Genomic DNA, 26948 nt, shown 5'->3' with positions numbered 1-26948 from the left:
ACACTACGTAATTTACATATCGTGTCTAAATTTGTGTATTAAGGGGTGACACATGCAACACGACGTATATAATTTGGACTAGCATCATATAAAACTGGACGACCATATCCTGAAAACACTAATAAACCTTTACCATAATCATTAGAATTTAATGCTGTACTTTTAGTCCAGTAATAATAAGAGTCCCAATTCGTGGAAGGATAACCTGAACATAAACCATTTGTATATTTATCTTTACCTATGATACTAGCTCCATTTGCTAAACAACCCCATTCATTAAATAATCCGCCAATCCATCGCGCGTTATCTTGATAACTTAATTGACGCGCATACTTATCTCCTTGTCCAGGAAAACCATTCGACCAACCAACATTAGTTTCATTAGCATTAGTAAAGTCATTTACATCAGGCAATCTATAATTGACGCCTAATTTTTGACAATAATTGATCGCTGCCATCTGATTTTCATATTCAACTTCAGGTTGCACTATGTACCAACGCATTAATCTAAATTCGTATAATAACTGACTTTTCGCTTTATCAGCATAAATTTTAAATGTAACAGGTTTAAAATCTTTATTTGTCGAATCGAATTTTGGTCCATTTAAAGTTACCTTTACAGCTGGCTCAATACCTTTATTCCAATGAGTTCCAACAAATTTACCTTTTGTGTTTTTAGAGCCTGCTCTCCATTTACTTGCAGACCAGTAACTTGTTTTGCCTGCATTTAGAACTAGACTTATGTTACTATTCTCATCAGATCTAATAATATTACCATTTATCTCTACCACTTTTTCAGGGATAATGCCGGCTAAAGTCAAATAAAAATACAGACCATCAGCACCAGTAGATGGAAAATTATTTTTAGTTATACTTGATTGACCAGAATAATTTCCACTATTAGAAGGACTAAATACTCTATAACCTTGGTAATTTGTCCAGGTTGTTCCATCATAAAATCCTGGTTCAAAACCTGAATGATAGACTATATTAGGTTGGGCATAACATACAAAAGCTTGTTCAGCATTAGGTTTGATATAATAAGTATGGTTTCCATCACTAAATTCACTATAATTTGGTAACCCATATTTAGTTTTAATATAACCATTGGTTGTATTTATAATAAGCTTATAGATACCATTACAAGGATTAAGTTTCATTTTAGGGTTATTTTTGACTAAATCAGTGATATCTCGCTCCTCTATTTTATATGGATATATTGGACTTGATTGATAATTTTTCCATTTAATCGAAATATTTCCGGTTACTTTTGCACCACTATCACCATCTTCATCAATAAAATAATTATAAGGTTCATCAATAAGAGTATTAAGGTTTACATTTGGATAGTTATTATTTCCTTTGTTTGCCAAAGGTACGATAGTTTGTATATTTTCAAATGTATCAGCTGTATTGGGTAAAATTATTGGATTATCTTCACTAGATACATCTTTACTTGGCCTAATAATTGTATTATCAGATAGAGTTATGCCAAGCAATGAATCTGTATCATTAATTTTAGTAATTCCATTATCAAAAGTTAAATACGGCAAATGTCCATGAATTGATTTTACTGATGATGAACTCAAAGCATTAACATCATTAACATTTATTGTTAATGATAAAGTGATAGCAACAAACAAAATGATTAATGATGTAACAATAATATTGCAGAGTTGTTTATTAAAAATTAGCATAAATAGATTTCTTGATAAGAATTTAAATTATAGATAGCATTTGAACAACTATCTTTTGACATAACAATATAGCTAATTATCTTAACTATTTGTTTTACTTATAAAAATTATATATTTTTTGTTATAAATCAAAAAATTATAAAGAAATAAGCATTATTTAGCAAACCTTGTTCGCGAGGATTTTGTTAAGAATCGTAAACATGAGCAAAAAGTATTTTCGATGTTTTAACTTTATATCTATTATTTGCAAATTTTTTATTCTTATTATTTTTGTTTATAGATTGTTTAATTTGACCATTTCCCACAATTGCAATTAGTCGGTATAATGCCTGCAATTTTATTGTTAAGTGGATTATGCATGAAAACGCTATTTGCCAGCACCTCTCGCGGGCTTGAAGAGTTATTAAAAAAAGAGTTAGAAAATATTGGCGCGGTAAATTGTAAAGTATCGCAAGGTGGTGTCTACTTTGACGCTGATCAATCAACCATGTACCAATCATTATTATGGTCACGTTTGGCTTCTCGGATCCTATTACCCATTGCCGAGTTTGATATCTATAGTGACCTAGATCTCTATTCATGTGTGATGAATATCAAATGGAACGATATTTTTGCAGTCGATAACTCATTTATTATCAACTTTGTTGGCGTTAATGACTTTATCCGTAATAGCCAATATGGAGCGCTAAAGATCAAAGATGCAATTGTTGATCATTTTATGCGTCAAACCAATCAACGCCCAAATGTTGCCAAACAAAATCCAGATATTCGTTTACATGCTTATCTAAACAAAAATCGAGTTACCTTATCATTAGATCTAAGTGGTGAAAGCCTACATCAACGTGGTTATCGTCAGCAAACAGGTCAAGCACCGTTAAAAGAGAACTTAGCTGCAGCAATTATTCTCCGTTCAGGCTGGCAAACAGATGAACCTCTTATCGATCCAATGTGTGGTTCAGGAACCTTACTAATTGAAGCTGCGATGATGGCCTCTAATATTCCACCTGGACTGTTACGTAAACAGTGGGGATTTTTTGCTTGGCAAGGATTCAACCCAACACTTTGGAATGATTTACTCTTTAAAGCTAAGCATAATGTCCAAAAAACAAAAACTACTTTTATCGGTTATGACAATAATCCTATGGTATTAGAACGTGCCAAACAAAATGCTATCTATGCTGGTGTTGGTGATTTAATTACTTTTACTTTGCAGGACGTAACCCAATTAACCAATCCACTTGATCGTAATATACATGGTATGATCATTAGTAATCCACCTTATGGTGAACGGTTAGAAAGCGAGCCAGCTTTAGTTGCTTTGCACTCAACCCTAGGTCGACAAATTAAACAACAGTTTGGGGGGTGGCGATTATCGTTATTTAGTGGTACACCACAACTATTAGATTGTTTACAAATGCGGGCTGATAAACAATTTAAAGCCAAAAATGGACCTTTAGATTGTGTACAAAAGAATTACTCAATTGCTGATCGCCAATCTGATCAACCACTCACTAAGCAAAATTTACCCGCAGCCGATTTTGCCAATCGTTTACGTAAAAATTGCCAAAGATTTGAAAAATGGGCTAGTCAAGAACAACTTGAATGTTATCGTCTTTATGATGCAGATTTACCTGAATATAACGTGGCAATCGATCGTTACAAAGACAAAATTGTGGTACAAGAATATGCTGCACCAAAAAATATTGATCCACAAAAAACTCGACAAAGACTTTTTGATATTATTAATGCGACTATGTCTGTACTAGAACTAACCGCTGATCAGTTGGTACTAAAAACTCGTGAAAAACAGAAAGGTAAACAACAATATCAAAAACTCGGACAAAAACAGGATTATTTTTTAGTCCATGAATATCCAATTAACAATAAACAAACACAGTTTTGGGTTAACGTAGTGGATTATTTAGATACTGGATTATTTTTGGATCACCGCTTAGCCAGAAAAATGATTGGCCAAATGAGTGCCGGAAAAAACTTTTTAAATCTATTTGCTTATACAGGTAGTGCTACAGTTTATGCTGGTCTTGGTAAAGCTAAATCGACGACAACTGTTGATATGTCTCGTACCTATTTAGAGTGGGCTGATCGCAATTTAAAACAAAATGGCTTAACCGGTAAAAACCATAGATTAATACAAGCAGACTGCTTGCTCTATTTATCTCAAGCAGATGAACAATTTGATCTGATTTTTATCGACCCACCGACATTTTCTAATTCTAAACGAATGAACGATACCTTTGATGTTCAGCGTGATCATCTAAAATTAATGAATGATTTAAAACGTTTACTCAGACCAAATGGTGTAATAGTATTTTCAAACAATAAACGTGGGTTCAAAATGGATGCCGATGGTATGCAAAAACTAGGGCTAACCTTTCAAGATATCACCGATAAAACTTTATCGCTCGATTTTAAACGCAATAAACAGATCCACTGCTGTTTTATTGTTAAACATCAATAATAAATAAAATACCGCCGCAAGGCGGTAACTTCTTACCACTTTTATTATTATTTAAAACAAATTGATCTTTGCAATCTACTATTGATTATTCTGCTTGTTTTAATTAATATGATAAAATAGTTAAATAACTAATGAACCATTAAACTATAAAACAAAAAAAGTTAGTTTACACATAGGCCAATACATTAAACATATACATTGACAGCCCTATTTTAGCTAAGTATAGCAAAGCAAAAGGTTAATAAAATGCAAGAAAAAACAGTCAATTCATCAGCCATTATTATTTTAACTTCATTAGGATTTTTCATGTCAATGATAGATTCAATGATAGTCACCACAGCCACTACCGCCATACGGAATAATTTTCAAATATCAGTTAATTTATTACAGTGGTTGTTGAATATTTATAATATAACCATAGCGGCATTATTACTTGTAGGTGTCTCACTAGGCGAAAAAATAGGCAGAAAAAAAGTCTATCTTGTTGGTATCGCTATTTTCACTATCGCTTCCATATTTTGTGCTTTATCGAATAATATTATTGAATTAATCATTTCTAGAATGATACAAGCTGTTGGTGCTTGTGTTATGACACCAATGTCAATGGCTATTTTAACCCATTCATTACCCGCAAATATACGTGGAAAAGCGTTGGGAATATGGAGTGGTATTGGTGGTTTAGCGCTTATTGTTGGGCCTGTTTTAGGTGGGTTTATTGTCGCTACTTTATCTTGGCAATGGATATTTTGGATTAATTTACCTATAGGTATAATAACAATCTATTTTTCCCATATATTATTACCTGAAAGCAAAGGCAAAGAAGATAAATTAAACTTTACTGATTTTCTACTTATCACCATCTCTTCAGCGGGAATAATATGGTCATTATCAGAGATAACGACACAAACCTCGCACGTTATAACGACTATTACCGGCTTATCTTGTCTAGTTCTTGGTATTTTATTTATCATTAGACAAAAAATGACTACTACCCCTATGATTCCGTTGATATTATTTCATTCAAAAGTATTCACTAACGGTAATATCGCAACTTTTTTATTATATGCATCTATGTTTGGCGTATTATTCTTTTTACCTCAATATTTCTTAGTGTTTGAAAAAACTAATCCACTGATAGCTGGGTTACAATTATTACCATGGACAGCAACATTAGTAGTAATAGCACCATTTGCTGGCAACGCAGTAGATAAATTTGGTGAAAAGATTATTGCAACATTAGGATTATTTTTACAGGGAATAGGTTATTTGCTAATTATTCTTTTAGTTAATGTAACTAATTCATATATAGCTATGGCAATACCTTTAATGATCGCCGGTATGGGACTTTCAATGGCTGGACCAGCTCTGCAAAAATCAGTGTTAAGTGCTGTCGAGCCAATATATTTAGGGAAAGCATCTGGGATATACAATATATTTCGCTTATTTGGCGGTGCCATAGGTACAACAATATCAGTAATTATATTCAATATTTTTGGTGGAATAACTAATTCGATAGCTTTTGCCCACGGATTCGATGCGGTACTTATCACAACAGGAGTGATATCATTATTAGGAATAGTTTTTTCACTCAAATTAACGACAAGGCGCAAATTATAATAGTTAATAAACATCCAGTAGTAAACTCAAGATTAAATCAACATTTAAATATATTAAAGACTATCAAAAAAGCCTGTAATATATTTATCAAATGTTGATTTATTCAGTCCTATATATTTTTCTCTAGCACTTTTTCTTACATTAATTAATTCAGCTTGTTGTAATAACCTAAAATGATAAGTTCCCGAAGGTTTACTGATACCAACCGCTTGGCCTATTTCACCACAAATGACCTCAGTTCTTATGTTTTTTAAGTATTTAATTATTTCAATTCTAACTGGATCAGAGAGTGCTTTGAAAATAAGCACCATTTTTTCATTTAGTTTGTTGTCAATTGAATTATTATTCACAATAGGTGTAAAGTTTAATTATGAGTGAAAACAATTATAGCATGTGATAAGTTTATTCACCTTAAAAAACTCCTTTGCTAAACGTTTCTAGTTTGGTGGATTTCGAGCGTTATAACTTTAACTAATTTTAATCTACCTACACGGCAGTGAACTTCATCTTCAAAAATCGGCTCTAAATCTCCGCTTTCTAAACTACCTACACGGCAGTGAACAAACCGACGCAAAACCCCGATCATAGTTTTACTTTCTAAACTACCTACACGGCAGTGAACGTGCTGTATTTTGTTCGTCGGTTACGACGCCGTTTCTAAACTACCTACACGGCAGTGAACAATGAAGAGGTGGGCGAGGACCAACGCCAACATTTCTAAACTACCTACACGGCAGTGAACTGCTGTTAGCCTATCGTTTCGTGAACCTATTGTTTCTAAACTACCTACACGGCAGTGAACCGTTTTTCGGAGCGTCTAGACAAACATGATCTTTTCTAAACTACCTACACGGCAGTGAACCTAAATTCGATGAAGCTATCCAGTGGCTAGGCTTTCTAAACTACCTACACGGCAGTGAACTAGAATCCCATATACTATAAATGTTATTGGCAAAAAGGCAAAGTCTATTTTTACCAGTCAAAACCCTTTTTTTGAGCCATTTTTCAACCTATTGATTTTTAAATATTTTATCTTAAGTCAAAAAAAAGGGTTAGTGATGGGATGGATTTTAAGCTCAAAAAACCCCGTTCCTCAAATTTTTTTATTCTTTGAGTTTCGGACGTTTTGCGCTTTTGTGGCTATTCCTATACGGCGATTACGTCCGAGCAAAGAGGGTTTACGCGAACCCTCTTTACCAACTCCCGCGGCGACCACGCAAGTGGTCACTATGTGACGGCCTTCCGCCATCGTTCGCTATTAACGCATCGGCTGTATTTGTTCCTGACAAAACACAGCCTTGCCAAACATCCCTGTTTGTCATGCTAACCTCACTCAGTTGTCAGCACATTGCTCATGTCGCTAGATAAAATTTACCGAACTGATTGATAAAAATAAACTTTTATTATTGTCACTAGCTGATTTTATAACTAACTTTAGCGATTCATTGACTAGATTTAGGCTTTAAAAAACCCCGCTCCTCAAATTTTTTTATTCTTTGAGTTTCGGACGTTTTGTTGTTTGGTGATTAGTTCTATACGGCGATTACGTCCGAGCAAAGAGGGTTTATGCGACCCCTCTTTACCAACTCCCACGGCGACTACGCAAGTGGTCACTATGTGACGGCCTTCCGCCATCGTTTGCTTTAATGCATCGACTGTATTTGTTCCTAACAAAACACAGCCTTGCCAAACATCCCTGTTTGCCATGCTAACCTCACTCAGTTGCCAGCACATTGCTCATGTCGCGAAATGAAATACTCCAATCTGATTTGCCAGAAATAAACTTTTATATTTAGAGCTAACTGATTTTAGTTTTAAAGCCAATTTCAGTGAAATTGTGGCTAGATTTAGGCTTTAAAAAACCCTTTTCTCAAATTTTTTTATTCTTTGAGTTTCGGACGTATTGCGCTTTTGTGGCTATTCCTATACGGCGATTACGTCCGAGTAAAGAGGGTTTGCGCGAACCCTCTTTACCAACTCCCGCGGCGACCACGCAAGTGGTCACTGCGTGACAGCCTTCCGTCTTCGTTCGCTGTTAACGCACCGGCAGTGATTTGTTCCTGACAAAACACAGCCTTGCCAAACATCCCTGTTTGCCATGCTAATCTCTCTCAGTTGTCAGCACATTGCTAATGTCGCTAGATAAAACTCACAGAACTGATTGATAAAAATAAACTTTTATTATTGGCACTAGCTAATATTATAGCTAATTTTAGTGATTTATCGGATGGATTTTAGTCTTCAAAAACCCCGTTCATCAAATTTTTATTTTTAGATAACCAATTATTTAAGTTTGGTCGATCAGTATTAACTTTAATTACAATAATTAGCTAGTTCGACAAGATTTCCAACTAGATCTCTTAGATATAGGCTTTTGATATTACCTTTAGCACCGTGTCGTTCAACAATCCCTTCTACAAGGGGATAGCCCTTTTTTCGAACTCTTTTTTTACGATTTCAATATCGTCTTCAACAATTAAACAAAAATCTTGGCTTCCATATTCTGGGGGGGAATACCGCTGGTTGAAACTCGCCTTTTTGGGCATGAATATTGATTTTTTGATTGCCAAAAACAAAGGCATGTCGTCCGTCACGTTCGACATGTTTCAATCCTAAAATATCTTAATAAAATACGATACTTTTACTGAGATCTTGGCTGGTAATAACAAAATGATCGATATTTTTAATTTTCATTTTTTCTCCTTAAGTTGAGATGAAAATTGTTAATAATAGGTAAATCGATAGATTTTGTGTCTAAATGAATAACAACATAATGCCCTCATTTAAAGGGCACTTTGATTATAACTGAATTAGCGAACTACTAACACTGATGTTTGTGCGCCTCGCACCACGCCTGAGGCATTTGATCCCAGTAAGTGTGTTGAGATATTAGGACGTCTTGAACCTAAAATAATAAGATCTGGTTCAATTTCTTCGGCCAGACGTAAGATCTCATCTCGTGGATTACCAAAAGCGATTGAAAAAGATAAATTTTCCCGAGGTAAATTAATTGTATCAATCAAACGATGTAACCACTGTTCTGTTTGTACAGTAGCTTGATCTTTAAACTCATCAAAACCAAATGAGTAAGCATTCACGATAGCCGATGCAACCGGTAAGGTATGAAAGAAGATAACTTGTGCATTAGATAATTTTGCTAAACACTCTACATGAGGGATCACTTTTTGAGTGAGTTCATCTTCAAGCACATCAATCGGAACTAATATTTTTTTGTACATAACGCCTCCTCACAATATTTAAACTTGGCTTTACCATTTTATTGGTGAAGGCCAACGGTATTGGTTCAGTATGATACTAATTTTAAATGAAATCCAGTCGTTACATGACTATCCTAACGCGAATTTAAAAGATTGAAATAATTTTTTTGCAAAACCATGATGGAGATCAACTATAACGAACATTATTTATCATCATGACCTCAAACCGACAGTAAAACAATATTTCTCTTAAATCGGTTATGAAACTAAAATCAGCGAGCGCTAATAATAAAAGTTTATTTTTATCAATCAGTTCGGTGAGTTCTATCTAGCGGCATTAGCAAAGTGCTGACAACGGAGTAAGATTAGTATGGCAAACAGGGATGTTTGGCAAAGCTGCTCTTCGTCTGGAACAAATACAGCCGGTGCGTTAACAGCGAACGATGGCGGAAGGCCGTCACATCGTGACCACTTGCGTGGTCGCCGCGGGAGTTGGTAAAGAGGGGCGCGCAAATCCTCTTTACTCGGACATAATATTGGTATTGAAATTGCCACCAAACAATAAAACGTCTGAAATTCAATGAACAAAGATTTGTTGCAATTACTTGTAGTTTAACAGATTTAGTAGTTAATAAAACTTATCGAAAAAGAGTGATTAATAAGCCTTTTAGACAATAGCCCCAAAATAACACTGACCATCGTTGCATAATAAATTTATAACATAAGAGACAGTTGATTATTACCGTCATATCGGTTTTAATGCTCATCTTTCCCCATGAATCTCAAGAGAATAGTTGCAATGAGAATTATCTTAGCATCGACATCGCTATCACGTAAAAAGGTATTGGAAAAATTAGCCATTCCGTTTGAGTGTGTACCACCCATTTGTGATGAAACGCCTTTGGTAAATGAAAGTGCACAGCAATTGGTAGTGCGTTTAGCTAATGCCAAAGCGCAGTCGTTAGTGGCTAATTATCCTGATAGTTTGATTATTGGTTCTGACCAAGTAGGTGTATTGGATGATCAGATTGTTTGCAAACCACATACCATTGAAAATGCCCAACAACAATTAAAAAATAGCAGTGGCAAAGCGTTTTACTTTTATACCGGAATGACCGTCATTGATACTCGTACTGGCCAATCGCAAACAATTTGTGAACCGTTTAAGGTTACTTTTCGCCAGTTAACTGGTGCAGAAATTGATGCTTATATCGCTAAAGAGATGCCACTACAATGTGCTGGTAGTTTTAAATGTGATGAATTAGGTATTACTCTTTTTGATAAGCTTGAAGGTGATGATATTAATTCATTAGTTGGATTACCGCTGATAAAGTTAAATAAAATTATGATCGATATGGGCTGTAATCCACTACTCTTATAATTAATAATAAAGCCATTAAGGTAAATTAATTAATCAATTAATCGACCCGAAGACATTTTTAACGTTCTTTGGCTATAATTTGCTACATCATTATCATGAGTAACAATTAATAGTGCTGTACCTTGTTGATGAATCTCGGTTAATAATGCCATAATTTGTGCGGAGCTTTCTTCATCAAGATCGCTGGTAGGTTCATCGGCAATCACTAATTGTGGTCGACAAATCAGAGCACGTAAAATAGCAATTCGACGCATTTCTCCTCCCGACATATTCGCCGGATAAGTATCTTTTAAGTAGCCAATTTTAGCCTTTTCAAGCAGATCCAGTGCATAATTTAAGCTAGATTGGTTTTCCCGTTTAGTTAAATAAAATGGTAATCGAATATTTTCCAGTACGGTCAAATTGGGTAATAAACTACTACCTTGTGGAATGTAGCCAATATTTTGATTACGAAATGCTGATACCTGCTTATCATCAAGTTCAAATAAGTTGGTACCATTAATGGTAATTTTACCTTGAGTAGGAGTTAATAACCCAGCAATCATATTAAGTAACGTCGTTTTACCACTGCCTGATTTGCCCATAATACTGATGAAATCGGTTTGTGCCATTGAAAAACTAACATTATTTACCGCTGAGAAATGTTGCGAACCACGTTGATAATCTTTGCGAAGGTTTTTGACATCCAATAACATTATTCACCCTCTCTTAATGTTTGATAAGTATCAAATTTAGTCAACGATAATGCCGAATAAATACTAGATAGTGGACCAATAATCAACGTCAACATAAATACTATTAATGCATAAATTAATCCGTCAGTAATGGAAATGTTCATACATGGCAAACCTATCGACTGGCAAATCAATAAGCTAAAGGCATAAATTAATACACCAGCGATCACAATACCTGCAATGCCACCTAAGGCGCTAATAATAAGTGATTCTCGCAGTAACATTTTGACCAGATCACTACGTGAAGCGCCTAAAATACGTAATAGACTTATTTCACGTTTACGTTCATTAAGTGATGATGAAAATATCACAAAGATGACAATAATTGCCAATACCCAGAAAATTGCCGATAAACTATAGACAATAGTTGAAAAACCAGTTAGCCATTTGGAAATATTACTTAACATGCCTTTGGTCATCACAAAATCAATATTGTAGTCAATAGCATATTTCGGCATAATTTGATTAACAATATCTTTAGGCTGATAATCAGGATCGACTTTAACAAAAATCGATGATACATAGTTAGTAAAGTGTTCTGTATCGCCTTCAATTAGGTTCGCTTCTTTCATCAGTAATTGTGCCGTAGGAATTGTCATAAATACAGAGGTATCAAAACCCATTCCGGTACTATCCATTTTGGCTGCGACTTTAAATGGATGATTAAAAAACTTAATTTCTTCACCTAAATTGGCGGTAATTTTGCTACCAACAACAACCTGATTATCGATCAACGGTTGGCTTAACTGCGTTTGCAACCATGGTTTGATCACAAAATCACTTTCTTGATCAAAACCAATAAGTTGTACTTTAGAGGTACAGCAGCCAGCACTTAACGAAGCAATAAACAATTGTGGCGAGACCGCTGTAATTCCCTTAATATTTTTAATTTTATCCATCAAATCCGCTTTTAGATAAAAACTACTTGGTTCACCACGTAACAATGCAACTTCAAGATTTTTTTCATAACCGTAAGGTACAACAAGAATATCCGCGCCTAAACGATTAGCCATACCGGAAATACCTAAACTCAGATTTTTCATTAACACGCTACCGCCAAATAGCGTAGCGGAAAACAGCATAATAATGATAATCAAACAACAACTCCGAAATGGTCGTCTTTGAATGTTTCGCCATGCTAAATTTGCTATAGTAATCGGTTTTTCTTGCATGTTTTAGTTCTCGTTTTCTATATCTTGTTGTATTAAGGCTGATATTGACTAATGTTGATTGTTGATACTTACTTAATACTGTTTATCTTATTTGTTTATTCACTTGTTTATTCAAATAGAGCACATTGCTAATTGCTGCAATTACTAAAACGATAGCTAATAAAATCAGTGCAGGTTTGGCACCCATATTACAACGCATCATCTCATTGCCACAGACACCGATTAAAATAGTTGGAATAGCTGCCGCTAAAACTGCAGTGCAAGCTAACGCCATACTCAATCCCATACGAATAAATAATGAGCGACTAAATAGTACTAACGCACCAATGGCAATCACTAAACTACCAATACCAATTTCTGCCCTTGCAGTCCAAAAGCATTTCATGATTTTACCTGGAGTTGAATGCATATGCCCATCCCCTGCCATCGTTGTAGCAGGTATAGCTTGCGCATCAGGTAACGGGCAGACAGGTAAAATATAAAGCGGAAATAAAATAAGTAGCGCCCCGATGAATATAAACAATACAGATGAAACAATGCGATTTTTCATAAATATAGACCCTTTAATCATTAATTATTGATAATACTTGCTACCTTACCATGTTCAAGAACCACCGTAGTCTGCGCATGTTTTGATACTTCAGGCGAATGCGTAACAACGATGATTGTACTTCCTTCTTCGTGAAGTTGATGTAGTAAGTTCATAACCATTGCTTCATTACTTTCATCTAAATTACCAGTTGGTTCATCAGCTAAAATCAGTTTTGGATAATTAATTAGTGCTCTGGCAATACAGACCCTTTGCTGTTCACCACCAGATAATTGGCGTGGTAAATGTTTGGCCCGTGCCGCAAGTCCAACTCGTTCTAATGCTTGTAAGGCTTCTTTTTCATCTACCATACTGTGATAATATTGCGCCACCATTACGTTTTCTAATGCAGTTAAATAGGAAACAAGATGGAATTGTTGAAAGATTAGACCAATCTTATCACGGCGAATTTCCGTCAGCTGTGGTAATGACAACTGGGTAATATCTTGTCCATCTAAAATCACAGAGCCTAATGACGGTTTATCCATACAACCAATAATATTCATTAAGGTTGTTTTACCACTGCCTGATGGTCCCATAATAGATAACCATTTACCCTCTTCAACGGTTAAGTTAATTTCAGACAAGGCATGTAATGAGCCATAGATTTTAGATACATTATTCACTTCGAGCATATTCATACTTTACTATCCTATTCGCCACGTAAAACTAATGCTGGTTCAACTTCAAGTGCACGTTTTACTGGAATCAAACACGCAATAATGGTTACCACAGCCGAAATAATAATCGTTGTTGGTATTAAATAAAATTCAATTACAATTGATCGCCCAAATACATTAGCACTGATTACTTGGGCAAAAATCAGACCACAAATTACGCCTATCACGCCACCGACAATACCTAAAATTAATCCTTCGGCTAAAAATTCTTTGGCAATACTTTTGTTACTTGCACCAATAGCTTTTTTCAGACCAATCTCTTTACGGCGCTCCATGACGACGGTCATCATAGTGGTGGCGACACAGATCATTGTCAAAATTAACACCACTAGTGTAACCAAATAGAGTAAAGATGACAGTTTACCGAGCACCGATGCTTCCGATTGTGTTACCCATTTTATAAGATGGGGGTCGACCGAGCTGGAATTATCTTTAATGGTTTGAATATAGCGCTGTAACTCATCTTGCGTTGCCGTAATACTTATTTCGACCACTTCAGCTTGATTGTTTTCTTCGAGTAACATTTCAAGATCATTGAGTTCAATAAAGATAAAGTTATCCTCAGTTCGACCGGATTTGACGATGCCGGTAATAGTTAATTCTTCATCGAAGCGCGAATTTTGTTTAGATTTTCCTGAAATTGGTATGGTGCTACCAATGCTAAGCTTAGCAAAATGGGCAATATCGGTACCGATCATAATTTCATTTGGATTTTTCGGCACTTCACCTTCTATTTTCCAATAAGGGCTAGTATTGATAACTTGATCAAACTGCGTGCCGACAATGGTATAAGGCTGTTGATTACTGCGGATAGAGTCATAACGAAATGGGGTAACCCCTAATAGCTTATCTTGCGGGAGTAAGCTAACGGCTTTTTTTACTTCCGCCATTGGCATGGTAGGTTGATTATTAGCCGGCATCAACAGCAGATTAGCACCATAAGAGCGAAACTCTTGTCCCATTTGTCTTGGGATATCATAACAAAGTGTAACCATACCAAGTAAAACCGTGGCTCCTATCGCTACACCGAGTAACGCAATAGCAATCCGGGAACGACGGCGAATTAACGAACTAAGCAGCGTTTTTAAAATAAAGCGTTGATTTTTATTCATCATCATTTAGCCTCACTTACCGACCATGCAACACATCGGTTGGGCGTAAAAACATCATAATACGTAATGCCGGTAAGCTACCTAATAATGTAATCATGCTTACCATAATTAACACCAGTGGAATAATTATCATCTTAGGTTCAACAAACGAACCAAATACCGTTTGCCCAATAATTTGCGCAAAGCCAAGACCGACAAAATAACCAACCATCCCCCCGAGTAAAGCAATGATCAGTATTTCAGTAAGGATTAACATCGCTACCGAAATATTTGTTGCTCCTAACGCTTTTAATAAACCAATTTCAGTACTACGCTCAATCACATTGGCAGTAACTAAATTGGATATTGCTAGCGCCGAGCAAATTAAGGATAAAACAGTTAACAATAGCATTAATAACTGCGTTTTTTGTAAGATTGATCCTTCTGATTCAGCGACTTGCATAATTGCTTTAACTCTAACATCGGGCATTAACTCCTCCAATTGATAGGCTATCGAACTGATATAAGCGGTACAGTACCATGTATCCCATTCAGTTCGTGATAAGCTATTTGGATCTTGTGCTGCTTTACGAGCTAAATCATTCTCGGGCGTGGTTAATGCACTCACCTCTACCCGTTCAACCAAACCATCTTTATTAGCCAGATTTTGCGCGACAGGAAGTGACACATAAAGCTCTGCATCTTCGATTCCTCCGCTATGGAAGATATTATTTACAGTTAAAGTAACTTTTTTATTTGTTAATGGTGAAATTAGCTCAAGGCTATCGCCTAGTTTCAGATTCAATTGCGTGGCAATAGTCTCACCCACCATGACACCTTGCAAATTATCATCCTTCATAGTGTTGCCTTCAATTGACCACCATGACTTCATGGCTAACATACCAGTGTCAACCTCATCACCAGTTGGAATAGTCAGATGTTTATTAAACCAAGTTCCAACGAGGGTAACTGGTTTATCATTAACTGTTACTTGTGTAGTAAGATAAGGTGCAAAATCAACAATATTATATGCCCAGAAGATCATCTTAATCTTTACTAAATCATCTTGCTTGATATATTGAATAGCAGCTCGGGTATCAGCATTATCCAGTTGATATAACTCATTAACCAATGCAGCCCCTTTGGGAACGATATTTAAGTTAGCACCGTAGGCTTTTAATTCCTGATTAACTTTATCACCGACATCAAACATTACATTTAACATGGCTGTCGCCAGCGACACACCTAAAGCAACGGTTAAGGCGATTAAAAATAGCTTCTTTTTTTGACGAACTAACACGCTAAGTAACATTCTACGAAACATATTTTCTTCCTTTTAAAACCATTTACTTAAAACGACTTTTTTCAGCTTCAAGATGCGTAGGTCGAATAATCATATTGCCATCTAAAATCTCATATTTAAGCGGAACGGGATTACAACCACCAGAAAAACCAATAGTCGCAATATTCATCACGACATCACATAAAATACAAACAACTTGATTTCCTCGTTGATAATAACCACTTGCCCCACAAATATCACAAGCATCAAAACCAACCCCATAAGCATTTTCGCTTTTCTTAATCACAATAAATCTTACTAATGTGCCATCGGTTGTTTGATAACCATAACGATGCAAATTGCCGTCATTAACTTGTTCTAATGGAATAACAATTAAACCATCAGCATTTAGCGTAACCGGTTCAGCTGGGGTGAGTTCGACCCCTTTTTCAAATATATAACGAGCACGAGTGACGGTGTAGGCAGTAATAGCCACTCCCGCCATTAACAACAATGATGTACGACGATCACGGCGTAAACTTGCTTTAAGTTTGCGTATTTGAGCGGGATTATTACCAACCAGCGAGGTAGTTTTTGCTTTGGTATATAATAAAACAGTGAGTAGTAATACCAACACCATAAAGATAAAAGTAAACAAGTTGACATGCGCTAAAATAAAAATCACCAAATCCATCATCCACTGTTGCGGTGAGATAAATCGTCTGACAATTAATATTTGTAGTAAATTAATGGCGTTTTGAATGGTAAAGATAATAATGGCAAATGTCGCAATCACCATCACCAATCGAGTTGATAACCTAGCGCAAAGGCGATAAATCAACCAGCCAATTAAACCACAAACTAATAGAGCAAAGCCATAACCAACCCATTTAAACAGATAATCATTATTGAATATTGACTCCATGCCAACATCAAATCCAAATGGGTACAGTAAAATATTCGGTAAGCATTGAGCTGTAATCAGCCCTATGGCAACTGCAGTTAATACAGCCAATAGAATCTTAATAATAGGTTGTTGAAACGAATTTCTGAGCGACCAACTGATAAGCAATGGAATGACAATGATGCACCAAGGAATAATCACACCAAGGTCATAGTACTCTCGAACAGCAATACCGGTATTACGCTTTAAGATGGCATAAATGATTGCCGCCAGCATTCCCAATAAAAAACCAATGATAAGATATTTTTTACCACTATAAAGGTTTGACTGAACAAACACTGCACTAACAAGTGCCAATATGATCACAGGTACAAAAGTATTATCGGTAATACTGATAAGATATTGGAGCATAACGATTGCCTAAAGATTACAACGTATATTGGCGAGTTGTTACACTCGCCAATGGTTTAGCTAAATATTTATTGAGTTAACTCATTTAAAAATAATCATTACCATGCACGAGGGATGTAGTCAAAGTCCCAAGAAACCTCGATTGGTTTAGACCAGAAACGACCTTCAACACCCGTTTCTTTATCTACATGCAATAAATAACCTTGTTTTTCAGGGTTTTCGATTGTGAATGTAACTTTATATTTACCAGCACCATCTAACTTAATATTGTTACCATAGTGTGGGCCATCTGATGCATTCATCGGCATAAAATTACCTTCGATAGTTTTGTCACTACCTTGTTTTTGAATTTTATATTTTACAGTTAAGTAAGGGACAAAATCACCTACACCAAAACCTAATTTATTACCTTCGGCAGCAGAAATATCGGCTTCGATATGCATATCTGACTTAGAAGCAGGTAAGCCACCCATACCAGCAGGCTCCATATCTACAGGTTGGAAGTAAACCGCACCAATATGTAATGGACCAACAGTGACTTCTTCACCGATTGGAAACTCTTCAAAACCTTTTTCTTCACCTGGTGCTGGCGCAGCTGCATTTGCCATTGAAGAAAGTGCAAGTATTGACGAAATACCAGCAGAAATAATTAGTTTTTTCATTGAAAACTCCTTAATTTTTTTAACAACTTGTTTTACTCTTTAATAATTAGTCAATAAATTAATAACTAATCAATTACAAATTACTGCCAATGTTTTCATTACTATTCAAGTTTAAATTACACCAAGAATAATAATATTATTTAATTTTTATGATATTTTTTGTAATACATAATAGAGAGCATCACGACAACTAGCATGACTAACTGTGGCACCAATGTTTCAACCGTTGGATAGATGCCTAATACCTCTACTGAATGGACAAAATCTACTGGGGTGACCGAAATAATATCCGCTTCTTGTAACTCTTTCACACCACCGCCTGCAAAGGCTATCGCCATAAGATACATTAATGCACTGGTACAAATAAAAAATGGTTTAAGCGGTAATTTAACACTGCCAAAGCGGATAACAATAAATACCAAAGTCAACACGATGGTACCAACACCTAGTCCATACCACACCATATCCATGTGATCTTTAGCATCCGCTAACATAGCTTGATAAAATATGATCGTTTCCGCTCCTTCACGAAATACAGCTAAAAAGGCAGCAAACCCTAACGCAAAACTGCTTCCGGTTGATACCGCACTTTGCACCTTACCTTCAACATAATTTTTCCATGCTTTCGATTCTGACTTAGATAGCATCCAGTTACTTATAAAAAACAGCACCACTGTTGCGAGTAACATGGCGGCGCCTTCCATAATTTCTTGATTGGCACCACTTAAACCAACAATAGTATGCAAGGCGATAGCAGCCAACACGCTGGCAAACACCGCAAATAAACTGCTTAGATAGACGACTTTAAGCATTGGCTTATTATCTGAACGAACTAAATATGCAGAAATGGCCGCAATCACCAGTATCGCCTCTAATCCTTCACGGAAAATGATAATAAATGAGGCAAAGAAGACACTCCAACCACTCTCTTTTTTACCATCTAACTCGTTAGCATCCTCGTGGAGCATTTTCAAAATAACATCAATCTCGGTTCGCACGACTTTGTTAGGCGCGCCTTGACTCATTAATCGTTTAATTTTAGCAAATTGGTATTCGGTATCAGTGCCACGTTTACCGGAAATGTAAGACATTACCGCTCGTTCAACACCATGCTTTTCATAAAAGCCAAAATAAGCATTGTTTACTCGATCTTTGGCAGCCTCGCTGTCTTTCATGAAATAGATGTTATAAGCATCATTTAAAATGATATCCATCTCATCCACAATCGCATTCCAGCTTGCATACTTCTTTTCAGTTGCGTAAGAAGGGGTACTAAAAATCGCTAAACTGGCAATCAGTAGTAACACTAAAGTTAAATACTTTTTCACTGCTTACTCCTTATTTTGCTAACAACATTATCCCTATTGGTTTGCTGTTTTCTGGCAATTGTAACGATTGACTAATAATCTCAGGCTTAATTGAATGGATGTAACGGGTGCTGAGTTTTAATGCCGCCGCAGACAAATAGACATTTTGACTCATAGCTCCAACGGCAATTTGACTAAAATCATTGGCTTTTTGTGCATCAAAATCATTGAGATTAGTACCATCAGCTACAAAAATAAGAATATACGGTGCTCGCTTAGTAAAATTTTGCATACCAATGTCAGCACGAATATCTTGCTTAGTTATCTCACGAAGATAGTGTCCTTCCCATTCATATAAAAAGGCACCTTTATCGCTTGCTACATAGAGGCGAACATAAGGTTGTTTACCATTAGCCATTGGCACCGTCCAACCATTTTTACCTCGATTTAATCCCGTTGCCGACCAAAGCACGCTTGATAGTTCATCATCTGAAACCATTCCGGTTGGAAACCCACCGCCTGAAGTTGAAGCACGTTTTTTAAGACTATCAAATAACCCCATGCCATCTTTCATTTGTGGCGAAGGTAAAGTAATATCAGCATAACTTATTGATAAAAAAAATAAAGACATTGATAAAGCAATTGTAACATTGCGTAACCAGCACAACATGGCATAGACCTTAAAATAGTTGCAAATATTTGTTAGCTATCTTATTGCTAATGCTTTCAATTATCAACAACAAACAATAATTATTATCATTAAGGTGAAATAACTTAAGTAAAATAGTTGATATAGTTGATAAAGTAGAAATCGACATTGACTGCAAAGGACTGGTTAAGGTATTAACCAATCAATGCCGATTTTTATTTTTCTGTTTATTAAGTATATACTGGGACAATTTTTAAATTTTAAAGTAAAAATGAGTATTGATTGTTATGCCATTATCGACGTTAATTGTTTTACCACTTTTTATCTTAACCATTAGTTTAGCTTCGTTTTTTAAACAAAAAAAATGGCAATTATTCACCATCATTTTAATGACAGTTATTATTGTGATGGAGCTTACCTCAATTTATTTTAGTGGTGGATTTATTGATTATCAGTTTTACGTCAATCTGAACGTGAATGATATTATTGAAGGATTATTCATCTTTAAACTGCAAGCGCTATTAGTGATTGTGGTATTTTTGGGATTAGTGGTTATCCTCAGCAAATTAGCTAACTGGTTTCGCCATAAATATAAATTACACTGGCGATTACTATTAGTCATCGTTGCCGTTGCCTCAATTAGTTATCATAACGGCCCGATTAGTCGTGCTTATGAAATCTATCAAGTTACTTGCGCCCCAAAAGCAACTTTTGCCCAAGCGTTACAAAACTTAAATATGAATGATTATGTTGAAAAATCACAACTTGATAGCCAAAAAGGCAAAAATATTATTGTGTTGTCATTAGAATCTTTCGAACAAGGATTTTTGGATTTTGCAGATATCACGCCAAATTTAAGACAACTCAGGCAACAATACACTTTCTTCGCTAATATGCCAATGAGTGCAGGTAGTACATGGACAACAGCCTCTATGTATACTTATATGACTGGTGTGCCATTTTTAATCGGAGAACACTCAACTTCACCATTAAAAGGTGCAAATACCACCCAATTGGTTACTTTAGGTGATGTGCTAAAACAAGCCGGTTATCAAACTCGCTATGTTATGGCTGGTCCGGATTTCGCAGGAATTGGCCACACCGCCGAAGTAATAGGCATGCAAGTCGTTTCAGAAAAAAATTATGTAGGCAAATATCCAAATGCACCATTTGGATTGTATGATAAAGATATACTAGACATTGCTAAACAGCAAATACAAGAGTTGCAAAATGCAGATAAACCCTTTGCGCTATTTATCTCAACAGTCTCAACTCATGCTCCAAACGGTTTTAATGATGAGCGCATGACATCAGTAATCAGCCCAAAACCAGATAATATGTCTTTTGTAGCCGCTTCGCTCGATTATAATTTAGGGGAATTTATTAACCACCTAAAACAGCAAGGTATATTAGACAACACTGTGTTTTACATCTTCCCTGACCATTTAATGATGGGGGCAGGTACCGAAACGGTGAAAAAGTTATCAGAAAAAGAGCGCAAACTCTATTTGTTAACCAATGCAAATATTGATGATTTAAAAAAATCACCCAATCAAAGTATTTATCAAATTGATTTACCGAGATTGATTCTAAATGGTGCACAAATTAAAACCAATGCAAAATTTTTAACCGATTACTTAAGCGGTGAGAACGTTGATAAAAAACAGTTTATTGAACAACATAAATCGAATATCGCGACATTAAACAATGCGGCACAAGTACAAAAATGAGCGTCGATACCTTAATTTTAGTTATCACTATTAGCTGTTTAGGCATGATATCCCCTGGACCAGATTTTTTTCTGGTCTTAAAAAATAGCTTAAGTTATAACCGAAAAATGGCATTAATGACCTGTTTAGGGGTGATAAGCGCGATCGCCATTCATATGAGCTATTGTGTGGCAGGTATTGCGGTATTAATCACCGCTACCCCGTGGCTATATAATGCCTTGCGTTATGCAGGCGCCACTTATCTGCTATGGATAGGTATTAAAGCGTTATTGGCTAAAAGTAGTGCTACCACTTATGTCAGCAAACAAACTCAGCAGATTAATGTCACCGCAAAGGCGGCATTTATGCAAGGGCTATTATGTAACTTACTAAATCCGAAAGCGACACTGTTTTTTCTGGCTATATTTACCCAACTGCTCAATGCTGATTCAACTATAATGGACAAATTGCTTGTTGCATTTATTATTTGCCTTGAAGCCCTACTTTGGTGGCCATTGGTAGTATTTATCTTTCAAACCCAAATCGTCCAGCGACGTTATTTCAAACTTCAATTTATTATTGATAAATTATTAGGTGTAATATTGATCTTACTCGGGGTTAAAGTAGCGTTGGGATTTTAATACTTCAAAAAACCATTGCTCAATTTTTTCTTGAAAAATAACGTTTGGCAATAGTTAATCCGCCCAAGGGCGGAAATAGATTTCCTAAATATTTTATCGTTAACCCTATAAAACTACTTTAAGCTATTATTCAAATAGACAATAAGGCCAAAATCATTACTAAGGATAAACACAAGCACCTGGCTGCCTCCAGTATCTGATATCAAGATTGGCTACAATCTCACCACGACCCGATCCTACATAGTGGTATGCTCTGTCGATATCTGCTGCCGTGTAGGCTTCTCCGTGCTTTGCAATATCATAGTTATACAAATGGCCCCATTCCGAAAATAATCCGGCACCAATAACTCGCTGATAAAAATTATTAGGTGATGAAGGCGTAGCGCCGACTCGACCGGCAGAATATTCGGCACAATACTCCCTCTTCACTCCCTGACAAGATGCATTAGTTAAATCCCTAACATTTGCAAGACGATATCCTATTTTTTGACACCAATCTATGTGATTATAGGGAATATTACTACTCACAGTGTGTCTATCAATAAACCACTGCTTTAACTTAAATCCATATTTAACAACCTGATTACCACGACTATCTCTACCCACTAGTTCAAAAGTCTGGGGTAATGATGGTATAGCTACCTTACGAGGATTCTTTGACTCTCTCTCTTGACTACTCCGGGCATGAGGCCCTTTTAATTGAACGCGAACATTTGTATTTGATACATTCGAAAAGATAACGCTAATTCTGCCATCACCATCAGTAACTGAAGACCAAGATAAGGCCTGGTTACTACCACCAATTTCTAAATCAAAATATATATCCAACATACCTGTTGTCGGGAAATTTAAATGGTAAGACGATGGGTCTGTAGACTGTGGAATAAACCCTCTATTTTCATTCCACATGGTGGGTGGCCCGCGGAAATCATGATCACCATCAGTAAAATGCTCTAGTTTACCAAATTCTAAATCAGGTTTAGCAAAACAAACCACGGGTGTTGCTTTAGGGTTAATGTAATAAGTCACACTACTGGCACTAAAATTACTACTATTTGGCACACCATAACGGGTTTGTAATATGCCTTTAGTACTAGTTAATTTGACTTTATAAGGTGAGTTACAAATTGTTAGTACAGTATTACGTGATACAGATTGATTAAACTTATCAACAATAGATAAACTTAGATCACCCGTAGCCGTAATACTAGCATCACCATCATCATCTCGCCAATAGTTATACGGTGAACCAATAAGAGAAGTTAACGAAATTGAATTGCTATTAGTTGGTATCATCATGCCAATATTGGCAAAACTTTCCCCTGCATTGGGTAACACAATAGGTGTTACCGAAGAATTATTTGTTTCTGGAGTAATTTTTTCACCATTCGATAACGTTATAGCTAATAAATTATTAGTATCAGTGACCCGTGTTTGTCCACCATCAAAAGTCAAATATGGCGCTGTACCGTGAATAACATTTGTCGTATGAGCCGACAACGCTTGACTATTAAATGAAAATGACAGGAATAGAATAAACAGAAAAGTTAACAAAAACGGCGAGAATAAAAATGACCTTAATAGTGATCTGAAATTTTGCTGATAAAACTGACTAAGCAGAAATAATGAACTTGGCTTGTTAAAACTAAACCAATTTAAAGGATAAGTTTGGCAGGTTGGGTGTTGGGTGTTGGGTGTTGTAAATTATAATCCATTTCGACGCTCATTGTCAAGTAATCCTATGTTTTATTTAACTTTATTTTATTTAAACTGCCTAATTCCTCGTCGAATAGTGCGGTTTAAATCATCTATAAAGTATAGTAATAAAAAAGATCTACGCAACTTTATTTAACGATTAAATTGTTAAATTTTGTAAATATTATTACTGACTGAAGTCTAAAAAATAGAGTTTTAACCCTTTAAAAAACCCAGTTCCTCAATTTTTTTGCTATTAAAAAAACGTTCTTAAATATTCTTTCACTAATTTTGTTTTTTAATTCTAAAAGCTTTTTGAATATTCAATAGTTAATTGTTAGACTATCTAACATAATCTGATTAAATATAATCATAAAATTGATTATAAATTTAATTTTTGTGTAAATTTAATTCTATAGGCAAGTAAACATGGATAAATTGTTACAATATGGTCGAGAACTTCTTGAACTTGAACTTCACGAAGCACAAAAGTTACCAGCACGGCTTGGCAAAGACTTTATTAAAGCTTGTCAGTTCATCTTGTCCACCAAGGGAAAAGTTGTCGTGTCAGGTATTGGTAAATCAGGACATATTGGAAAAAAAATCGCCGCTTCATTAGCTAGTACTGGTAGTCCAGCTTTTTTTATGCATCCCTCTGAAGCTTTACACGGTGATTTAGGCATGGTAACCGAAAACGACGTAGTAATTTTGATCTCTTATTCTGGTCGAGCAAAGGAGTTTCAATTTATTTTACCAATCCTTGCAGCCATGAATATTCCGGTTATCGCTATTACTGGTGGCCTTGATTCGCCACTTGCGACAGCAGCACAAGCAGTATTAGACATTTCAATTGAGAAAGAAGCATGCCCAATGGGACTTGCACCAACCTCAAGTTCAACCAATACATTATTAATGGGTGATGCATTAGCTATTGCCGTTATGCGTGCTCGTGGTTTTAAAGAAGAAGATTTTGCTCGTTCACATCCTGCTGGTAGTCTAGGCGCTAAATTGTTAAATCACGTAAAAGATATTATGCGAAAAGGAGATTTAATTCCTAAAGTTTCACAATCAGCAACGGTACTCGATGCGATGTTAGAATTAAGTCGAACGGGTGTAGGATTAGTGGCAATATGCCAAGATGATAATAAAATTGTTGGCGTTTTTACTGATGGGGATTTGCGTCGTTTACTATTAAAACATGGTACACTACAAGACAATATTATCGAAGTAATGACCAGTCCAGGACATCAAATACCGGAAAATTGGAAGGCGGTCGAAGCCTTAAAAACATTTAATGATCATAATATTACAGCTGCCCCAGTAGTCAATAATCAAGGTGAATTAGTTGGTGCACTTAATATTCATGACCTACATCAAGCGGGGATAAGTTAACTGATTAGTAAATACCTGTTGCAAAATAGGGCTATCTATTGAGATAATTACCGACCTAAATTTTTGTCGTTAGACGGAGATCCAAGAAAGTTACACAATTCAAAGGTAAAATGATGATAAAAATCATTGAAAATTGATATTGTGTTGTAAATTTTAACCAAAATTAATAGATGATGAAACTACAATGGCAGAAAAGCGAAATATCTTTCTAATTGGCCCAATGGGGGCAGGAAAAAGCACAATAGGCCGACAAATTGCACAACAGTTAGGCATGGAATTTTTTGACTCTGATCAAGAGATTGAAAAACGTACAGGTGCTGATATTGCATGGATCTTTGACTTAGAAGGTGAAGACGGATTCCGAGCCAGAGAAGAGAAAGTCATTAATGAATTGACTGAAAAACAAGGTGTAGTACTTGCTACCGGTGGTGGTTCAGTACTATCGAAAGAGACGCGTAATCGTTTATCAGCACGCGGTATTGTCGTTTATTTAGAAACAACAATTGAAAAACAAATGGCAAGAACACAAAAAGATAAACGTCGTCCTTTATTACAAGGTGGCAATACCCCTCGCGAACTTTATGAAGAATTAGCTCAGGAACGAGATCCTCTTTATGAAGAAATTGCTGACATCACAATTAAAACCGATGAGCAAAGTGCTAAAGGTGTTGCTGGATATATCATTGATAAAATAGAACAAATTTAAATCATTGATCGATAAACCATGGTTGGTTATAAGGCATTAAACCTATTAATAGGTTAAGGAGTTAATATGCGTGTAGATAAAGATGATCGTTATATATCAGAACAATCCAATAAGCCGTCTACGCCCTCATTTAGTATTGCCAATTTTTTTCAGCATTATTCGAAAAAGAAATTGATAATTATGGGGTTAACTATTGTTATTATTGTCTTATTAATTAGCGCAATGTTATTGCGTTCGTCAAAACCCAAAACACCTACCCCACTAACTCCACCTGAAGTTAGCGGTGTTTCGACGACGCAAGAACCTGAACCAACCATAACAACGCAAGCCAATGACGTTGCAACAGATACAACTCAAGGTCAAGCATCTAGTACGGTACCAGCGCCTATGGCGCCGGCACCAATTACCGATGTTAATGAACAACAAAACAGTAGCGAATTGACCGGTAATAATGGTAATGGAGCCAACAGTCAACCTTTACCAGAGAGTAAACCTGAGTCACAAATTGACCATAATACCCGTCAGGGTAATAATTCATCACATAATAGTGTGGATAGTAGACCAACCTCATCAAACAAGGTTGAATCTAAAGCAAATAATAACCTGACTAAAATTGATAAAATAAAGAGTAATCAGTTTTCAATTCAACTTAGTGCATCAACTTCGCTTGAAGGTTTAAAAAAATTAGTAAAAGAACATAATCTAACTAATTACCAAATTTATGAAACTAAGAAGAATAATGCCAAATGGTTTATTTTAGTTAATGGTACGTATGATTCTGCTGCTGAAGCTAAAAAAGCAATCAACTCTTTACCTGATGCACTACAAAAAGATAAACCTTGGGTTAAATCTGGCGCAACGATTAATAAAGAAAAATCGGCAAAATAGTAAAGGATATCGTTCATATATCCTACCAATGACAAAATAGGAGT

General features: G+C 35.8%; 25 protein-coding genes, 1 pseudogene and 1 CRISPR repeat array. Of the genes and pseudogenes, 8 read left to right on the top strand and 18 right to left on the bottom strand.

Going from position 1 to position 26948, the window contains the following annotated elements:
- Positions 1 to 38: 38 nt before the first annotated feature.
- Positions 39 to 1697: a hypothetical protein gene (locus H3S74_RS00210; RefSeq protein WP_198246924.1), complete on the bottom strand. Its 1659-nt coding sequence runs from the start codon at positions 1695 to 1697 to the stop codon at positions 39 to 41.
- A gap of 358 nt (positions 1698 to 2055) precedes the next feature.
- On the opposite strand from H3S74_RS00210, the gene rlmKL reads away from it, so the two are divergent.
- Positions 2056 to 4176 carry a bifunctional 23S rRNA (guanine(2069)-N(7))-methyltransferase RlmK/23S rRNA (guanine(2445)-N(2))-methyltransferase RlmL gene (rlmKL, locus tag H3S74_RS00205; protein ID WP_198246923.1) on the top strand — a complete coding sequence of 707 codons (2121 nt, stop codon included), beginning with the start codon at positions 2056 to 2058 and terminating at the stop codon, positions 4174 to 4176.
- Between the two features lie 246 nt (positions 4177 to 4422).
- Positions 4423 to 5793, top strand: a complete 1371-nt coding sequence (locus tag H3S74_RS00200) for an MFS transporter (RefSeq protein WP_198199127.1) — start codon at positions 4423 to 4425, stop codon at positions 5791 to 5793.
- A 53-nt stretch (positions 5794 to 5846) separates the two neighbouring features.
- On the opposite strand, the gene H3S74_RS00195 is transcribed toward H3S74_RS00200, so the two are convergent.
- The 6 genes and pseudogenes from H3S74_RS00195 to H3S74_RS00180 all read right to left on the bottom strand — a co-directional run bounded on the left by H3S74_RS00195 (position 5847) and on the right by H3S74_RS00180 (position 9032).
- On the bottom strand, positions 5847 to 6104 hold the full coding sequence (locus H3S74_RS00195; RefSeq protein WP_232354831.1) for a helix-turn-helix transcriptional regulator: 258 nt from the start codon (positions 6102 to 6104) through the stop codon (positions 5847 to 5849).
- A 163-nt stretch (positions 6105 to 6267) separates the two neighbouring features.
- Positions 6268 to 6715: a CRISPR direct-repeat array (repeat unit 28 nt; unit sequence TTTCTAAACTACCTACACGGCAGTGAAC).
- Positions 6716 to 6986: 271 nt separating this feature from the next.
- Entirely contained in the window at positions 6987 to 7115 is a 129-nt protein-coding gene (locus H3S74_RS12515) for a hypothetical protein (RefSeq protein ID WP_255518839.1), read from the bottom strand.
- A 157-nt stretch (positions 7116 to 7272) separates the two neighbouring features.
- On the bottom strand, positions 7273 to 7500 hold the full coding sequence (locus H3S74_RS00190) for a hypothetical protein (protein WP_198246921.1): 228 nt from the start codon (positions 7498 to 7500) through the stop codon (positions 7273 to 7275).
- Between the two features lie 163 nt (positions 7501 to 7663).
- The gene (locus H3S74_RS12510) at positions 7664 to 7798 is read right to left on the bottom strand and encodes a hypothetical protein (RefSeq protein ID WP_255518838.1); all 135 of its coding nucleotides are present in this window, start codon (positions 7796 to 7798) and stop codon (positions 7664 to 7666) included.
- Positions 7799 to 8106: 308 nt separating this feature from the next.
- A pseudogene (locus tag H3S74_RS12610) lies at positions 8107 to 8487 on the bottom strand (VOC family protein).
- A 116-nt stretch (positions 8488 to 8603) separates the two neighbouring features.
- Entirely contained in the window at positions 8604 to 9032 is a 429-nt protein-coding gene (locus tag H3S74_RS00180) for a universal stress protein (RefSeq protein WP_110448364.1), read from the bottom strand.
- A gap of 778 nt (positions 9033 to 9810) precedes the next feature.
- Between H3S74_RS00180 and H3S74_RS00175 the strand changes: the two genes are divergently transcribed.
- Positions 9811 to 10392, top strand: coding sequence for a nucleoside triphosphate pyrophosphatase (locus tag H3S74_RS00175; protein WP_198246919.1), 582 nt, complete (start codon positions 9811 to 9813; stop codon positions 10390 to 10392).
- A 29-nt stretch (positions 10393 to 10421) separates the two neighbouring features.
- On the opposite strand, the gene H3S74_RS00170 is transcribed toward H3S74_RS00175, so the two are convergent.
- The 10 genes from H3S74_RS00170 to H3S74_RS00125 all read right to left on the bottom strand — a co-directional run bounded on the left by H3S74_RS00170 (position 10422) and on the right by H3S74_RS00125 (position 19894).
- On the bottom strand, positions 10422 to 11087 hold the full coding sequence (locus tag H3S74_RS00170) for an ABC transporter ATP-binding protein (RefSeq protein WP_198246918.1): 666 nt from the start codon (positions 11085 to 11087) through the stop codon (positions 10422 to 10424).
- A complete protein-coding gene (locus H3S74_RS00165; protein WP_198246917.1) occupies positions 11087 to 12298 on the bottom strand; it encodes an ABC transporter permease in 1212 nt (403 codons plus the stop codon). The genes H3S74_RS00170 and H3S74_RS00165 overlap by 1 nt, the downstream gene beginning before the upstream one ends.
- Before the next feature lie 82 nt (positions 12299 to 12380).
- Positions 12381 to 12848 carry a DUF4418 family protein gene (locus tag H3S74_RS00160; RefSeq protein WP_198246916.1) on the bottom strand — a complete coding sequence of 156 codons (468 nt, stop codon included), beginning with the start codon at positions 12846 to 12848 and terminating at the stop codon, positions 12381 to 12383.
- 20 nt (positions 12849 to 12868) lie between these two features.
- Complete coding sequence (locus tag H3S74_RS00155; protein ID WP_065614032.1) at positions 12869 to 13528, bottom strand: ABC transporter ATP-binding protein; 660 nt, start codon at positions 13526 to 13528, stop codon at positions 12869 to 12871.
- An 11-nt stretch (positions 13529 to 13539) separates the two neighbouring features.
- Positions 13540 to 14679 (bottom strand): ABC transporter permease, encoded by a 1140-nt coding sequence (locus H3S74_RS00150; protein WP_198246915.1) that lies wholly within the window; start codon positions 14677 to 14679, stop codon positions 13540 to 13542.
- Positions 14680 to 14695: 16 nt separating this feature from the next.
- A complete protein-coding gene (locus tag H3S74_RS00145) occupies positions 14696 to 15982 on the bottom strand; it encodes an ABC transporter permease (protein WP_086359802.1) in 1287 nt (428 codons plus the stop codon).
- A 22-nt stretch (positions 15983 to 16004) separates the two neighbouring features.
- Positions 16005 to 17255: a Fe-S-containing protein gene (locus H3S74_RS00140; RefSeq protein ID WP_198246914.1), complete on the bottom strand. Its 1251-nt coding sequence runs from the start codon at positions 17253 to 17255 to the stop codon at positions 16005 to 16007.
- A gap of 98 nt (positions 17256 to 17353) precedes the next feature.
- Complete coding sequence (locus H3S74_RS00135) at positions 17354 to 17917, bottom strand: iron transporter (protein WP_065578501.1); 564 nt, start codon at positions 17915 to 17917, stop codon at positions 17354 to 17356.
- Between the two features lie 140 nt (positions 17918 to 18057).
- Positions 18058 to 19245, bottom strand: a complete 1188-nt coding sequence (locus H3S74_RS00130; RefSeq protein WP_198246913.1) for an FTR1 family protein — start codon at positions 19243 to 19245, stop codon at positions 18058 to 18060.
- Between the two features lie 10 nt (positions 19246 to 19255).
- On the bottom strand, positions 19256 to 19894 hold the full coding sequence (locus tag H3S74_RS00125) for a nitroreductase family protein (RefSeq protein ID WP_198246912.1): 639 nt from the start codon (positions 19892 to 19894) through the stop codon (positions 19256 to 19258).
- Positions 19895 to 20160: 266 nt separating this feature from the next.
- Here H3S74_RS00125 and H3S74_RS00120 point away from each other — a divergent pair, with 266 nt between their 5' ends.
- Together H3S74_RS00120 and H3S74_RS00115 are read left to right on the top strand one after the other, a co-directional pair.
- On the top strand, positions 20161 to 21603 hold the full coding sequence (locus H3S74_RS00120; protein WP_198246911.1) for an LTA synthase family protein: 1443 nt from the start codon (positions 20161 to 20163) through the stop codon (positions 21601 to 21603).
- Positions 21600 to 22223: a LysE family transporter gene (locus H3S74_RS00115; protein ID WP_198246910.1), complete on the top strand. Its 624-nt coding sequence runs from the start codon at positions 21600 to 21602 to the stop codon at positions 22221 to 22223. Before H3S74_RS00120 ends, H3S74_RS00115 begins: the two co-directional genes overlap by 4 nt.
- A 159-nt stretch (positions 22224 to 22382) precedes the next feature.
- Here the strand turns inward: H3S74_RS00115 and H3S74_RS00110 are convergent, their stop codons facing one another.
- On the bottom strand, positions 22383 to 23723 hold the full coding sequence (locus H3S74_RS00110) for a hypothetical protein (protein WP_198221972.1): 1341 nt from the start codon (positions 23721 to 23723) through the stop codon (positions 22383 to 22385).
- A gap of 624 nt (positions 23724 to 24347) precedes the next feature.
- On the opposite strand from H3S74_RS00110, the gene gutQ reads away from it, so the two are divergent.
- The 3 genes from gutQ to H3S74_RS00095 all read left to right on the top strand — a co-directional run bounded on the left by gutQ (position 24348) and on the right by H3S74_RS00095 (position 26904).
- Positions 24348 to 25310: an arabinose-5-phosphate isomerase GutQ gene (gutQ, locus tag H3S74_RS00105; RefSeq protein WP_065614018.1), complete on the top strand. Its 963-nt coding sequence runs from the start codon at positions 24348 to 24350 to the stop codon at positions 25308 to 25310.
- Between the two features lie 184 nt (positions 25311 to 25494).
- Positions 25495 to 26016 carry a shikimate kinase AroK gene (aroK, locus tag H3S74_RS00100; protein WP_034901329.1) on the top strand — a complete coding sequence of 174 codons (522 nt, stop codon included), beginning with the start codon at positions 25495 to 25497 and terminating at the stop codon, positions 26014 to 26016.
- 66 nt (positions 26017 to 26082) lie between these two features.
- Positions 26083 to 26904 carry an SPOR domain-containing protein gene (locus tag H3S74_RS00095; protein WP_198246909.1) on the top strand — a complete coding sequence of 274 codons (822 nt, stop codon included), beginning with the start codon at positions 26083 to 26085 and terminating at the stop codon, positions 26902 to 26904.
- Positions 26905 to 26948 lie beyond the last annotated feature (44 nt).

This window comes from Gilliamella sp. W8126, assembly GCF_016102185.1.
Taxonomy (GTDB): Bacteria; Pseudomonadota; Gammaproteobacteria; order Enterobacterales; family Orbaceae; genus Gilliamella; species Gilliamella apis_A.
Note: the sequence above shows the minus strand (reverse complement) of the source record. Positions and strands in the feature narration are given on the sequence as shown.

What these genes read in the sequence shown, in the direction of transcription:
- H3S74_RS00210 (WP_198246924.1), bottom strand. Translation starts at nt 1,697, where the DNA reads ATGCTAATTTTTAATAAACAACTCTGCAATATTATTGTTACATCATTA.
- rlmKL (WP_198246923.1), top strand. Translation starts at nt 2,056, where the DNA reads ATGAAAACGCTATTTGCCAGCACCTCTCGCGGGCTTGAAGAGTTATTA.
- H3S74_RS00200 (WP_198199127.1), top strand. Translation starts at nt 4,423, where the DNA reads ATGCAAGAAAAAACAGTCAATTCATCAGCCATTATTATTTTAACTTCA.
- H3S74_RS00195 (WP_232354831.1), bottom strand. Translation starts at nt 6,104, where the DNA reads ATGGTGCTTATTTTCAAAGCACTCTCTGATCCAGTTAGAATTGAAATA.
- H3S74_RS12515 (WP_255518839.1), bottom strand. Translation starts at nt 7,115, where the DNA reads ATGACAAACAGGGATGTTTGGCAAGGCTGTGTTTTGTCAGGAACAAAT.
- H3S74_RS00190 (WP_198246921.1), bottom strand. Translation starts at nt 7,500, where the DNA reads ATGGCAAACAGGGATGTTTGGCAAGGCTGTGTTTTGTTAGGAACAAAT.
- H3S74_RS00180 (WP_110448364.1), bottom strand. Translation starts at nt 9,032, where the DNA reads ATGTACAAAAAAATATTAGTTCCGATTGATGTGCTTGAAGATGAACTC.
- H3S74_RS00175 (WP_198246919.1), top strand. Translation starts at nt 9,811, where the DNA reads ATGAGAATTATCTTAGCATCGACATCGCTATCACGTAAAAAGGTATTG.
- H3S74_RS00170 (WP_198246918.1), bottom strand. Translation starts at nt 11,087, where the DNA reads ATGTTATTGGATGTCAAAAACCTTCGCAAAGATTATCAACGTGGTTCG.
- H3S74_RS00165 (WP_198246917.1), bottom strand. Translation starts at nt 12,298, where the DNA reads ATGCAAGAAAAACCGATTACTATAGCAAATTTAGCATGGCGAAACATT.
- H3S74_RS00160 (WP_198246916.1), bottom strand. Translation starts at nt 12,848, where the DNA reads ATGAAAAATCGCATTGTTTCATCTGTATTGTTTATATTCATCGGGGCG.
- H3S74_RS00155 (WP_065614032.1), bottom strand. Translation starts at nt 13,528, where the DNA reads ATGAATATGCTCGAAGTGAATAATGTATCTAAAATCTATGGCTCATTA.
- H3S74_RS00150 (WP_198246915.1), bottom strand. Translation starts at nt 14,679, where the DNA reads ATGAATAAAAATCAACGCTTTATTTTAAAAACGCTGCTTAGTTCGTTA.
- H3S74_RS00145 (WP_086359802.1), bottom strand. Translation starts at nt 15,982, where the DNA reads ATGTTTCGTAGAATGTTACTTAGCGTGTTAGTTCGTCAAAAAAAGAAG.
- H3S74_RS00140 (WP_198246914.1), bottom strand. Translation starts at nt 17,255, where the DNA reads ATGCTCCAATATCTTATCAGTATTACCGATAATACTTTTGTACCTGTG.
- H3S74_RS00135 (WP_065578501.1), bottom strand. Translation starts at nt 17,917, where the DNA reads ATGAAAAAACTAATTATTTCTGCTGGTATTTCGTCAATACTTGCACTT.
- H3S74_RS00125 (WP_198246912.1), bottom strand. Translation starts at nt 19,894, where the DNA reads ATGTTGTGCTGGTTACGCAATGTTACAATTGCTTTATCAATGTCTTTA.
- H3S74_RS00120 (WP_198246911.1), top strand. Translation starts at nt 20,161, where the DNA reads ATGCCATTATCGACGTTAATTGTTTTACCACTTTTTATCTTAACCATT.
- H3S74_RS00115 (WP_198246910.1), top strand. Translation starts at nt 21,600, where the DNA reads ATGAGCGTCGATACCTTAATTTTAGTTATCACTATTAGCTGTTTAGGC.
- gutQ (WP_065614018.1), top strand. Translation starts at nt 24,348, where the DNA reads ATGGATAAATTGTTACAATATGGTCGAGAACTTCTTGAACTTGAACTT.
- aroK (WP_034901329.1), top strand. Translation starts at nt 25,495, where the DNA reads ATGGCAGAAAAGCGAAATATCTTTCTAATTGGCCCAATGGGGGCAGGA.
- H3S74_RS00095 (WP_198246909.1), top strand. Translation starts at nt 26,083, where the DNA reads ATGCGTGTAGATAAAGATGATCGTTATATATCAGAACAATCCAATAAG.